Genomic DNA, 13,247 nt, shown 5'->3' with positions numbered 1-13,247 from the left:
CTTCGGATAGGCAAGGCCCTGGTTGATCGCCAACTCGCGCTTCTGCCCGACGCCAAGTTCGCGGTGGAGCCCGCCGCAGGTGGTGACCTGGGGGGCGGGGCGGTTACTCGTTATCGGGTGCCCTCGCGTTGATGCGAAGGCGCCGCAAGGCTTAAGCTGCCGGTTCAATCGCCCCGCGCGAGGCATTGACGGGCCGGATTTTGCCCAGCATGTCGTCGTAAGCCACAAGTCCTGTCGCGCTGCCGATGGCGGGCGATCCAGGCAGCGGACGCCACAGGGACCAGGGGTTTGGTGGGGTGGCAAAGGACGTGTCCATCATCAGCTTTTCGTCCAGGTTGCTGGAAATGTGGTTTTTCCAGCGATAGCCGAGATAGCGAGGAACGAGGGCCAGTCGCGTGTCGTCAAGGGGACCATCGCCCACATAACCGTCAGTGAAATTCGGCCTATGGATAATGATGTTTTCGATCCGCACATCCTGGAACGAACCTTGGTCTCTAACGAACTCATATTTGGTGTCGCCAAAGTTGCTTCGAGCTTGTTGCACATCATCAAGTTCATTGACGATGGTGATGTTGTAGATACGGACAGGCTCGATCTTGTTCTGCTCTGTGTTGTGGATGGACTCGGTTCCGAACGAAATACCCCTGCCGGGGCCGTCTGCCCCCGTGCCCACGTTTATGCGGTGCAGGATGCCATTACGAACAGTCGCGGCACCACAACCAACACCGACGATCTGAATCGTCCTCGCGGAACTCAAGAAATAGAACTTCTCCAGGACCATGTTGTTGGGTTTATAGGGGGCTTTCGCGCCCAGCGTGTTCGGTCCGCAGGCGTAGCCTTGCCAGCCGCCTTCGCCCATGATGCGTGTGAAGAACGCTCTCGTGCGCGGGTCGTTCCGGTGATCACGGATGATGTTCTGGTCCGCTGGCGCTTTCGCGGCGGTGGACCACCCGTTGCGGCTAAAGCCGTCAAGGCAGTCAACATAAAGATAGCCAATAGTTTCGATACGGATCACGCCATGGCGGTTCCCCACATCGGTGAGGCTCTTTCCGTTGGCTCCTTGCAGCGCATTCACGTCCTGCTGCAGGCGGCACCCCAGGACAGCGCAATAGCTGGTCACGGGTGAAACAAGGTCATCATCCGAACCAAACTGGCCGGAAACCCACATGCCATAGTCTTCCCAATTGGTCGAGAACAGGTCCGACCAGATCGCCGTCACATCAGCCCCGTTGCCGACATGGAACGCTTGCCACATTCCAGAGCCGTTGCAGTTATGGGTGGTAACAAGTCCGCCCATGGCTCGAATACCAGTGGGAGATTTGCCACTGACATAGCCTTGGGCGTAGGTTTCTGTGGTGCTGTCCCAGGGTCCCCGCATTTCCAAACCGGAAATCGACGCCCCGCTACCAATGGTGGTAGGGTAAACCTGCATTAAACTAGCTGTGCAGTTGAAGATGGCCTTCACAGTGCCTGATGCTGAAATATGACAATTCCGCATTTTTGTGCCGATGTGCGCTGATTTTGTAACAGAGAACTCGTCGCCGCCTCGGAAAACCAGACGAGTAAGCGCACCGTTAGCCTTCAACGCAGCCAGTCGGGCAAAAGCATCCGCAAAAGTGGTCGTGCGGTTCACCACATCATGCGCAGGCATCCCGGTCCAGTTGTTGCTACTGGAGCAGACAACGGTCGTTGCAGCAGGAACAACCACACTCGGATCGCGAACCACAATATCGACAAATGCCGATGCGCTCTTGCGGCTGGATTGCTCATAGACAGTCAGGATAACCCGATACTCGCCGGGCTTGGCAAAGACATGAGCGGGAAACGGGCCATAAGCCACGTTTTTATTCTTCCATTGCGGAAGCATGTTGACGGGCGCAGCATATTCCCCTGGATCCCCAAACGTCCAAGTGTAATGCAGGTCGTGCATCGTAGGGTCATAGACAGACCCATTAGTCGGAGGCGTGGCGTCGAAGCCGGACACTTCCGCAAAGAACGCCATCCCCTCGGGGGCGAGGTCTTGCTGACCTCGCCTGACGTTGATGGTAACGCTGGCGCCTCCAGTGCCACCTCCAGCACTGCCGCCCCAAAGGACAGTTTGACTGACGGTGATTGCGCCGACCGTTGCGGTCAGCAATGCCCTCCTGCCTATTTCAACAGGACGAAAAGTTGCTTCGGTCATGGTTATTCTCCTGCTGCGATGACGATCAAAGCGGATTGAGCGTTGGCTACGGTTTCATTCGGTGGTGGCCCCGCATAGAGCCGAGTTTGCACAGTAGCGGCCCCGCCTTCGGGAACTGCACCCTCCGCTGCGGAAATGTATTTCGCGGTGCCGCCAGTCGGATCGAGGTCGTAGATCTCGTTCGCGCCCGTCCATCGCACATCACCAGTAGATGGCCGAGCGGAGAAGGCCAGCACTTTATGCCCAGCCTCTGCCCCTGTGATCTCAACAGATGCCAGGGCGGTGGTGGTGGTGCTTGCGCTGCCTTGCCCCGAGATCGTGTTGCCGACTCTTTGTTCGGTCGGCGCTCGACTTTGATCTGGCTCGTGTTGTTCAAACTCTGCACTTGCCTTCGCGGTGCGCCACCTGCGCCAGCATCAAGAGGCTGTCCGAATAATAGTCGCTGCCGTCCGGCCGCTGATCTTGCACATCCCTGCACTGCGCGAGCGCTTGGAGCGCAAGGAAACCGGGTTTGTTGCTCTGCGCGAGGATCCGGCCATTCGAAGAGGCTTCCACGACAAGGTGATCGCGGATGCTGCCCCCTTCCATCAACTCAAGCGCCACACGAACAGCAGGATGATCCGGCTGGCCGGACCAGGTCAGGTAGAGCGGGATACGAAGGGCGTCATACCCCCACAGCAGGTCGTGCTCGAGCGGCTTGGCAAACCCTGTCTCCGTGACATCCACCCAATTGGGCAGAAAGCCCGCCGCCGCCTGCTCAGCCAGGACAGTCTCCCCATGGTCTGCTGCATGGATCAGGCGCGGCTCTCCCGCGGCCGCTCCCAGCTCGCGAAGCGCACGCGGCAGGATATAGGAGGGATTGAATAGAACTCGCTCCGGACTGTGGCGGGCCTCAGCACCCGGCATGAGAAGCCATTCGGCTGGCGCTCTGGGGTCGGCGGCCAAGCACAGTTCAGCGATATCATGGGCGATTGCGAGCGCGGTTTCCCGATACCCAGACCATCCGGAGTCACGTTCTGCGCGCAGCAGCGCCCAGGCCCGAAGCAGATCGCCATCCGTCGCATTGTGCCAGTCTGCGACGTTGGTATGGGGATCCGGAACCCATTTCCACGCCATCAGTCGATCCTGCCGCACCGCCAGGTGGCGTTTAGTCCATTCCTCAAGCTCCTTGAAGACTCGGCGATCACCGAACGCCTGCGCGAGCAAAAGCCCGTAGCCTTGACCTTCGGAATGCGTGATCCCGTTTTGGTGCCCATCGATGACACGGCCATCGTTTACGTAAGATCGAACCCATTTTGACCATCCCCCATCCACTGCCGCAGCTTGGGTGCGGGCTGGAATGATCAAACCCGCCACCATGGCGGCTCCTAGGAACAGGCGTCTGGTCGGCATGTCCGGCTCCTTGCAGTCTCATCCAGTTCCAGTGTGAGGAGATTTACCTCTGCCAAGCACAAACGTCGGCTATGATAAAGCTGCATTGTTGCGTCAGCGAGGTGCGGTGCTTCACAAAACCTAGATACTGACGGAAGCTTCAATCTGCGTCTGCTGATCTTCACCGCGAAGGAAATCGAAGATGTTGAAACGAGAGCAGCACGCCTTTGCGTTCAAGGTAAAGATGGCGCTGGAGGCGCTGAAGGGAGAAGAGACCGGGTCGGGGCTGACGAGCCGGTTTGGCGTGTTTCCGACAATAATCATGCAGTGGAAACGGGCGCTGTTGGATGAGGCTTCCGGTGCTTTCGAGCGCGGCAGCCGTAAGGCACGGGTGTTCGATAAAGATCAGGTCAGGGATCTGCACGCCAAAGTCGAGGAATGAGCCCGTGAATGCCACGGTCCGAGAGAACGGGCGAATGCGGTGGCCAATTGCCTGGGGCTTTCCCCATCATGCGCTGCACACTTATCTGCTTCAACTAGATCAGAAGGTGTTGCTGGGTGCTCTGAGTGCCCGCATTCGCCAACTTTCACATGGCTCGTGGAAATGTTTCTTGCTTCAAAATCAAAACTGCGCAAGGGCTTTTCTAGAAAAACGGTAAGATGAGCTTGATTGACAGTGTGGGCTACTTTGGTAAGTGCAGTGACAGTGTCCTTGGTCGGGTGGTTCTTGGACCTGCCATTTTATGAAACATCGATTGCGGTTGGATGTGGTTTGGCGAGTGGACTTGTTTGTGCTGCCCTGCGCAAGCCTCCGGCACCGCCCCTAGCGCCGAACCGCTCTGGAAAACGCACCGTGCAGGCTGAGAACTGGCGATCGATGTTGTGAGTTACCCTTCCTGGTAAACTCCCCATACTACAGGGGAATCACATATGAGCTTGGTGGTCTGAGCGGCGCCCCTTGCGGCTGAGGTTTGATGGATTCTGGGAGTGGACCCCTCCCTCAGAGCCTCCCGTCGCCATGCATCTGTTCCTGACTGCCTTCGAAGATGTTCCCGATCCCCGCGCCGGGAACACCCGGCATGTCCCTGGCGAGTTGCTCGTCATCGCCTTCGTGTCGGTGCTGTGCGGTGCGTCATCCTGTGCCGAAATTTGTGGATAGTAGCAGACCCACCCTGGCACATCAGATGTCGTCCGGGGGCGGTCACATCATCAGAGCCATAAAATCTCATCCTGGCTGCCGCGCTATAGCTTGGGACGCCCGCTGAACTTCTTCCTCTCACCAAGCCAGATGGCCGACAGTCGTGGCACACTCGTGCTTTTGCACCGTCTGCCGCCAGCCACTCCCCTCGGGCGACCGCGACCGATATCGTCACCTTGTGGACATCCAGCCCGATGAACATGCTACTCTGCATCTGGTCTCTCTCCCATTCGTGAGGCTCGGCGCCAGCCAATCTGCTGCAACGGAGAATGACAATGAAGAGGCCACTGACCCAGCCAGCTCAGGGCAATTCCTGGGGTCTAATAGGACATATATTCTCCGAAGATGTCGACCAAAGCCTTGTTGTTCATGTCCAGGCCCGCAGCTCCGATATGCTCGACGGTTGACTGTCCGGTCCCATTCTCGAGAATAACTTCGATGAGGTCCCGATTATAGTCGATCCGCACAATGGCGTCGGTGTCGCTGTCAAGGCCTTCGATATCGATGGACTTGAAGTCGAAGATCAACTCGTCGGCTTCAATGAGGCAGTATGTGCCGTTTTTATTGGCGCCAGCCAGCACGTCAACGTTGATGTCCAAGTCCCCGCCTAAGGCAATGCCGGAGGATGACGCGGATTTTTCCACCTGCAATGCTCCTGACCGGAACTCACCAATCTTTGAGAATCCGTTGGCATCAGAGATCATTTTTACGGTCGATCCGTCTAGGAGACGGATCAAGCCCACGTCTTTGTTCAGGCCGTCGATGCCGACTTTGGATTTGGACCCAACCACTGTCAGGCTGCTCCCCGCGGTCAGATCAAAGCGAGACTCGCCCATGGCCAGGAGGAGTTGGCCGTTATCCGACACCGACATCTCGGTTCGCCCTGAGACGACGCCTGTATTCGCGAAGCGTCCCCCGGAAACGTCAACCCTTAGCAGGTCACTGTCAGAGTAGCCGCCTACCCAGACCTGACCAGCGTTATCCACCTCAAGAAGAGCGCCCGTCTTGCTGACTGTTATGTTCCCTCTGATCGTCAGTTTTCCGGAAGCCGCCTCCAGTGAGCCGAAGCGTCCGAAGTCGAAGTCATCGACGATGACGGTCTCGTTCCCGAAGAAGACCCTGTTCCCGCCCAAGTCGATGCTGTCACCGTTTATCGGCTTGTCATCCGTGGACCAATTCAGGCGGTTGTCCCAGCGGACGCCGTCCGCGAGAGCATTCGGAGAGAAGCGGACGGCCTCGGACTCGTCCCGGATGGTCGTCTCCATCCCGAAGCCGGTGCGGAAGAAGGCGTTGATAATGTCCGCGTCCACTTCACCGTCCAGCTTTCCTTCCGCCTGCCCCCGGAGGAATGTGGCCAGATCGGCGATGGTCGCGGTCTTCTTCCCGAGCAGCTGGGCGGTGAAGTTCTGGATCGTGGTGTCGTCCAGGACATTCTGATTCAGGCCCTCGACGTTCTTGTCGATCCTAGTCCCGGCCGCGACACTCTTCGCGCCGGCCCAGTTGTAGATAATCGTGTCGTCGAAGAAGGCTTCGGACTTGTTGCTCACGGGCTTGTGGGTGACAGGTTTAGCTGTCAGCTCCGCGGGATTGTCTGGATCAGCAAGATGGGCAACGATATTTCCGATCATCGTCGTCATCCGGCCGCTGTTGTCGACCCCCATCGTCAGGGCGCCTTTCGGGCCCTCGGTGACGGCGCGGTGCGCGCCGGAGGTGATGATGTTCCCGAGGAGGAGGGAGTAATTTCCTTCCCCGTAGGTGCCCTTGTCGTAGCCGCCGGGGATGGTTACCGCCGCGTTGTTGTCGAGGAAAATGTTGTCCTCGATGACGCCGCCGGAGCGGACCTGCGCCCCGAAGGATGCGGCGCGCATCAAGATGTTGTCCCGCAGCGTGAGGTCGCTGTTCCCGAAGCTCAGATACAGGCCCTGGCTGTAGATGCTGGGGGGCTGGCCGCCTGCGAGCGACAGGTCCGACTTGTAGTCGTCAGCCCAGCCCACGCGGTCGAGGTAGTTGTTCTCGATCAGGAGGCCCGCAATGTCATTGGCAAAAACTCCGCTGATCCGGTTGATATGCGGTGACCAATTGCCTTCGACAACGGACTTATCGCGCACCACGTCGATGATGTCGGAGTTGCGGAGGGTAAACCCGTCGATCTGTATCGCCGTCAGCCCGTCATTGCGAATACTCACGTCCTCGACGAGATAGTTTTTCCCCTGGATCATTTGGATGCCGTCATGGAGGGCGATGCCTTTGATGACGATGTTGTGGTTGTTCGGGGTATTGTAGACTTGTGTCTTCTCGATGATGGGCTTGCCGCCCTCGCCATAGGCGGCGATGACCACCGGATGCAATTCACTCTCACCCTGCGTGCCGCGCTTGAGGATGACGCCCAACTCGTCATAGCTATGGCCGCTTTCCAGGAGCAGCCAGTGGGACGAGGGCGGGGCCTTGCTGCCCGTGATGGCGTGCCAGAGGGCGATGCCCGCCTTCTCGTCCAGGGCCGTTTCGGGGCTGATGCCGTATTGGGGATTTTTTGACAGCCAGCTGCCGTTGATGGCTGAGACGGGCAGGCCTTCCTTTTGGGCGATGTCAGCGAAGGAGAGCGCATGATCGCCAGAGGAAACGTAAACCTTTCGGTGGTTGTCCCCGTGCTCGATGACGCTGTTGTCGTTCTCGTCCGTTTCCAGCTTGTAGCTCTGGCCGAGTCCCCAGCCGTTCTTCTGAGAGCCTGCGGATACAGCTACGTCCGTGGTGATAATTTCTGTGCGGCCGTCATCGTAGACCACCTCGTATCTGAAGGACAACGGACCATCCTGGCTCGTCCCGGAGAGGACCAGCGAGATGCTGTTGTCGGCATTCACGCTGACCTGTCCATACTCGCCCTGTGACAGGATCCTGATCGACTGCACATCCCCCAGTTCGGAGGTGTCGATAAGCGTCACACGCCCCGAGATCGCTTCAACGGACTCCGAGCGATCGACGGGATCAGAATTTTCAACCGGAATGCCAGGGACGTCCGGAACGTCTGCCATAATCGGTGTCTCGGTGTCCTCGGCTCGGAGCAATCCTCCATTCCGGTCGGTTGCGGACGCCTCTACGGAGATCGGTCCAACTTTCAATTCGCTGAGATCGGCGGTGGTGGCGTAGGAGCCGTTTTCGAGAACCTTCGCGACGATCCTCACTTCGGCGCCTTCCGAGTCGGTGGCAACGAGGGTCACATTGCTCCCCGCACGGATGTCCGTGGTGCTCCCGCTGATCCAGACGCTTTTCATGTCAGAAAGAGGGCCGAAGGACACGCTGATGTCGCCGTCCACTAGGTCAAGATCCGTTTCCGCCTTCGAGGAGAGCGCGTTACCGTTCCGGTCCGTGGCCGATGCTGTGATGATGAGTTTTCCGTCGGCCAGGCCGGTCAGGTCCGTTGTGATCCTGAACCCTCCGCGCGTTTCTGGAACGGCCGTCGCCTCAATTGTCCTGCCTTCTGAATCCGTTACCAGGATGGCGACCTCTCCGTTCCGATCCAGGTCGAAGACCTGGCCGGTTATGACGGTCTTGGCGGCGTCCGCGGCGTTCACGAAGGAGACGTTCAGGCTGCCCTTAACAAGATCGAGTTCGGATGCGCCTTCGGACGTGACGGGGTTACCCTTCTTGTCTGCCACCGCAGCGGTGACCGTGAGCTCGCCGTCCAACAGTCCACGCAGCTCAGCGATCGTGAGATATGTTCCGTCCTTCTGCACGGTAGCGGTCGTGCGGATGGAGGTCCCTTCGTGATCCGTGATCGTCAGGATCACCGTCTGCCCCGGCAGAACCTCTGAGGTCGTGCCCCGGATTGTGGCTTGGTGCGGCGTCTCGCTCCTCGGCTCCTCAAAAATGACGCTGATGGCCCCGTCCTGAACCCCGCCGGACGCTTCGGCGGTCAGGACGTTTCCATTCCGGTCCTTGGCGGTTGCGTCCACCGTGATGGGGCCATCAGAGAAGAGGGACAGGGGCCTGGTAACGGAGAACGTCCCGTCGGCGGCCACCTTCGCGGATATCTTGACCTCCGAGCCGTCCGCCTTCGTGATTGTCAGGGAGACGTAGTGGCCAGGTGCCACATCCGTGGTCTTCCCGGAAAATTCGATCTTCGTGGGGCCGTATGTCGTCGATATGGTAAGTGCGCCTTCAACAGCGTCCAAGGAGGCGCTGGCCTTCGCGCTGAGAAGGTTTCCGTTCCGGTCCATAGAGGATGCCGATATTTTTATGATCCCGTCCGGGATCATGGTCAGATCGGCGGTGGTGACGTAGCACCCGTCAGAGCCGACGACCGCAGCCGCCTTGATTGCGGTCCCGTTCGCTGCCTTGATCTCGATGAGGACCCTGCTGCCTGCAGCCACGTCTTGGGCTTCCCCGGTGAGGATAGCCTTTGACGGGTCACTTATGTCGGACAAGCTGACGCTCAATCCGCCTTTGACGAGGTTCTTCTGGAACTCGGCGATCTCACTGACCTGGTCGCCGTTCTTGTTCGCAGTCACGGCCAGCACGTTCAGTGGTCCGTCGACCAGACCCTTGATGTCTGTCTTGACGGAGTACGCATTCTTGATGACCGTTGCGACAGTCCTGACCGTATTCCCTTCACTGTCGATGATGATCAACTCTATCTTTCCCCCGGTGGGAATGTCCTTGGTCCTTCCGCTTAGGGTCGCCTCGCCAAGCTTGTTGCTTTTGAGAGTGACGGAAGCGGTGCCCTTCGGTGCTGCCGACCCGGGAACCGCAGATGACACGGCATTAGCTTCAGCAGGAGCGATTGCCTCTGTCGATCTTGACACCGAGTTTTGAAAGTGAGCAGCCGCGTTTGTCATTCACTATCTCCCAAAAGGTCGGCACCAGAGAACTGAGTTGCGGAAGGGCCGAGACTTGCTTTTGGGTAATGTAAGAAGTTTAATATACCACTTATGATTGTGTAAAATTTTCGGTGCTCAGGGTCAGGACTCGTCGTGCTTCATGGCCAGAACATAATGGTTGTGGCGAGGGCGGCAGCGGAGAGGAAGACCTTCGAATACCTGTGGTAGCGCGTAGCGATGCGTCGTTAGTTGTTTAGGCAGCCGAACAGGATCTCGATCCTGTTACGGCGTTTGTAGCGGCGCCTGAACCATTTTTGACGGCTGCTCACAGGACTTCCATGCAGGATGAAAGAGGGTGATCCCATTATTTTTTAAACCTTCTTTGAACTAATCGGCATTGTAGCTCCCAGTCTGCCTGCAACCATTCCGCTAAGGGCAAACCTTCCAGCAGGGCGGCTGCTCCTACAGTCGCCGACTCAGCCGTCATGAAGAATTGGATCGGCGCCTGTCGGCATCGGTCACCGGCATGCACCTTGGTGTTCATGCCAATCAGGGTATCATACGCGGCCTGCCCGCCAGAGTTATCTGGCGTTGCCTCCTAACAGCAGGCCTTCGAGGTTCTCCTGAGACGCGGTTCCTATGATGCCATGGTCGGAAGTGTTGCCGACCCATATCGAGCACACCAATGAGATGATCATATCGGAATTGCATTGAACCCGCATCAAGTTGGCGGCTGTTGCGCCACCACGGACCGAAGCATGCAGCTGAGGCACCAGCGGGATCGCGCTTCAAAAGCTATGAAACTTGCTTGGCCTGCGTACTGATAATCTCGGCCGAGCTTGTTCGCTACCGGCGCGAACGCTGGCTGACCCCGGAAGGCGAGACGATCATCGCGCCCTTGCCGGAAGGACTGCTCGCGGCTTCGGGGCCAATCTCGCTCGAGACTGAGATCGAGGGATGCTGGCTGTGGCAGCGCGCGGCCAGGCAGGCGCCCGGGCGTGATGGCGCCGCGTTTTACAAACGAGCGAAAGGTAGCGCCGGACATCATCACCACGCTTGCCGCCCACCCCGAGACCTCATTTGCCTCGCAGAACCCAAGGTCGATCCCACGTGCCTCAGAGGCCGAAGGCCGCGCTTTGCTCTAGATAATCGGCCACGGCGCCTGAGCGGGCGCGGACCGGGCAGCCGGGTTCAACACGGCCAGTTCAGTCCTGTTGCGCACCTCGAGCTTGCGGAAAATCGTGGTCATATAGTGTTTTACAGTCTTTTCAGTGATACCTAGATGCTTGGCGATGTCCTTGTTGCAGCAGCCCCGACGGACGAGCCTGAAGATCTCGGACTCGCGCCTGCTCAGGCAGTCATCGGGGCGGATGGAAGGGCGGCTCAGGTCGGACAGCAGGCGCGCGGCCAGTTCTGGCGAGACATAGCGCTCGGAACGATGAACGCGCCGGATGATGTCTTTTAGGTCAGAGCCGCGGATGCCCTTGAGGACGTATCCGCTGACGCCATGACGCAGCGCCTCCATGACATCGTCGCTGTCTTCCGAAACAGTCAGGACGATCACCCGGGTCGGGAACTGCATTCTGGCTATTTCCCCAAGCGCGACAAGGCCCAGCCCAGGAATGTTAAGATCCAGTAGCAGAACGTCCGGGGTGAGGGTGCGGACAAGTTCGACCGCCTCGGCGGCAGTGGCGCCTTCGCCCACCACCATGATGTCGTCGGCGGCGGCGCCGATGGCATGAATGATCCCCTCCCGCACCAGGGGATGATCATCGACGACGGCGACCCTAATCGAGGAGAGCATTGGACACCTCAGACATCTGTTGGAAAATAGCCGGTCAAGGTCACCCCCTCGCCCGGAACACTGTTAACGGAAAGATTGCCACCAAGGCTGATGATGCGATTGCGCAGCCCTATCAGCCCCAGCTGCTGCATTTCATTGCTGACGGCGTGCGGCTGCATGCCCGGCCCCTCGTCACTTATGGTCACGACCACGAACCGTCCTTCCCTGCAGACGGTAACGGACTGCCCTTTGCCACCCGCGTGCTTGTAAGCATTGTTCAGCCCCTCCTGCACCATCCGGCAGATGGCCAGCTTTACGGGGTTGCCGACTTCCTTCAGGTCCGGCTCGATCATGCAGTCCACGGTGGTCGATGTGCGGTGCCGGTGCTTTCGGACGACCAGACCGATGGCATCGGCCAAACCTTTTTCCATCATGTGGGGGAGAGACAGTCCAGACACCATTGCCCGCACCTCACCCATGGCTTCCTCCAGCATCTCATGAAGAATGTGGTAGTCACGACTTCTGGCCTGACCCTCGGGGAAAAGCTGGTCCAGCTTCAAAAGGGAAATCGTCAGCAGCTGGCCGATCCCGTCATGGAGATCAGCTCCGATCCGGCGAAGATGAAACTCCGAGTTCTCAGCGCTGAGCGAGGAGGCCTTCTGAAGGCGAAGCCGTAAGGCTTGGTTGTGGTCAAGAAGCTGCGTCAGCCTTTCGACCTTCTCCTTCAGTTCTAACCTCTGCCGATCGATCACGGTATCGCCTTGCGCGACGATTGCATGAATGCCCAAGGCGATCACGGCTAGGACCACCGCAACGATTATCCATGTTCGCGATCGGATCCATTGGAACATCGCCAGAAGCGACGTCGTGTCATAGTAAAGTTCGGCAACGGCGTGAACAGGGCCTTCGGCCTGGTGGCGAAGTGGGACGTAAACCGCGAGCACCTTCTGCCCGGGGTAAATCGAATGATCGCCTAGGCTGTTGTCGAATTCGACGGCTACCGTGCCGCCCACTGCCTCGGCCAAGCCTTCGGTCACAGGAAACTGCTCCGAGATCAGACTTGGGTCGGTATCGAAAACAATCCGACCTTCCGGGGTCCAGATTTTGGCCGCGACTAGATTTAAATCCGCTGCCGGGGCTGCAATTGCCTGACCCATGGCTTCAATGGTAGCCGCTGAGAAGCTGCCGCTCCGTTCCAATTCAGGAAGATAATCCCAGAAAAAATGTCTGAAATAGACGCTAGAGCGGTTGCCGATATCTTCTTTGACGGCTGCTTCGACGCGAAACAGTGTCCACTGCCCCAGCACTCCAATGCTTGGCATCAAAAGCACTGCACATAACATGTAAAATTGCCGGGAGAGAGTTAGTGATGACCACCAAAGCACTGCATTGGAATTGCCCATCAATCGACCACGATTTACTTACAACTTCTGAATTGGAACAATAGGTCAAGCCAAGCCCAACGCAAAATAAAAACTTTATCTTTTAAGACAAGTTGACGACCAAAAACGGTGCAAATTGCTATATATTAAATTCTCGCCCAGGTTGCATAGAGCCCCTTTTTTCTTTTACAGAGAGACTCAATGAAAGTCTTTGAAAAAGGATTGATTAGTATCATCAAACGTTTGTAAGAACCTTCCGTTTTTCTATACAACTCCTAGTCGAACGTCTTAGGACCAAAGTCTGAAAATGGCATGGCCTTATGTCGTCCTTGTTATGCGAACTCGATGATTTAAGGCTGGTCGCCAAGGAAGAACACTTCATCAACATCAAGGATACTGCGGTCCACAACAGGCCGTCTCGATGGTGCTTTCTGGCGCCACGACGCTTGCGCTTGACGAAGGGGACGACTGGTCCTGCTGTCATGAAGTGCTTCCCAGCTTGGTTCCAGGGAAGGGG

General features: G+C 57.8%; 6 protein-coding genes. 1 reads left to right on the top strand and 5 read right to left on the bottom strand.

The genetic code is table 11. The features are described from left to right. Positions 1 to 151: 151 nt before the first annotated feature. Together Q5701_RS15575 and Q5701_RS15570 are read right to left on the bottom strand one after the other, a co-directional pair. Positions 152 to 2,182, bottom strand: a complete 2,031-nt coding sequence (locus Q5701_RS15575) for a PKD domain-containing protein (RefSeq protein ID WP_306751914.1) — start codon at positions 2,180 to 2,182, stop codon at positions 152 to 154. A 372-nt stretch (positions 2,183 to 2,554) separates the two neighbouring features. Then, complete coding sequence (locus Q5701_RS15570; RefSeq protein ID WP_306751913.1) at positions 2,555 to 3,574, bottom strand: family 8 glycosyl hydrolase; 1,020 nt, start codon at positions 3,572 to 3,574, stop codon at positions 2,555 to 2,557. A 181-nt stretch (positions 3,575 to 3,755) separates the two neighbouring features. Here Q5701_RS15570 and Q5701_RS15565 point away from each other — a divergent pair, with 181 nt between their 5' ends. After that, a complete protein-coding gene (locus Q5701_RS15565) occupies positions 3,756 to 3,995 on the top strand; it encodes a transposase (RefSeq protein WP_306751912.1) in 240 nt (79 codons plus the stop codon). 1,076 nt (positions 3,996 to 5,071) lie between these two features. On the opposite strand, the gene Q5701_RS15555 is transcribed toward Q5701_RS15565, so the two are convergent. From Q5701_RS15555 to Q5701_RS15540, 3 genes are all read right to left on the bottom strand, one after another. Then, entirely contained in the window at positions 5,072 to 9,376 is a 4,305-nt protein-coding gene (locus Q5701_RS15555) for a right-handed parallel beta-helix repeat-containing protein (RefSeq protein ID WP_306751911.1), read from the bottom strand. A gap of 1,330 nt (positions 9,377 to 10,706) precedes the next feature. After that, entirely contained in the window at positions 10,707 to 11,369 is a 663-nt protein-coding gene (locus Q5701_RS15545; protein WP_306751909.1) for a response regulator, read from the bottom strand. 8 nt (positions 11,370 to 11,377) lie between these two features. Continuing rightward, entirely contained in the window at positions 11,378 to 12,751 is a 1,374-nt protein-coding gene (locus tag Q5701_RS15540; RefSeq protein ID WP_306751907.1) for a sensor histidine kinase, read from the bottom strand. Positions 12,752 to 13,247 lie beyond the last annotated feature (496 nt).

This window comes from Paracoccus actinidiae (assembly GCF_030863885.1).
In the GTDB taxonomy this organism is placed as follows: domain Bacteria; phylum Pseudomonadota; class Alphaproteobacteria; order Rhodobacterales; family Rhodobacteraceae; genus Paracoccus; species Paracoccus everestensis.
This window is presented reverse-complemented; position numbering and strand designations above follow the sequence as displayed.

Bases quoted from the DNA above. Each gene is read 5' to 3' on its own strand.
- Q5701_RS15575 (WP_306751914.1), bottom strand. From the start codon at position 2,182: ATGACCGAAGCAACTTTTCGTCCTGTTGAAATAGGCAGGAGGGCATTG.
- Q5701_RS15570 (WP_306751913.1), bottom strand. From the start codon at position 3,574: ATGCCGACCAGACGCCTGTTCCTAGGAGCCGCCATGGTGGCGGGTTTG.
- Q5701_RS15565 (WP_306751912.1), top strand. From the start codon at position 3,756: ATGTTGAAACGAGAGCAGCACGCCTTTGCGTTCAAGGTAAAGATGGCG.
- Q5701_RS15545 (WP_306751909.1), bottom strand. From the start codon at position 11,369: ATGCTCTCCTCGATTAGGGTCGCCGTCGTCGATGATCATCCCCTGGTG.
- Q5701_RS15540 (WP_306751907.1), bottom strand. From the start codon at position 12,751: ATGGGCAATTCCAATGCAGTGCTTTGGTGGTCATCACTAACTCTCTCC.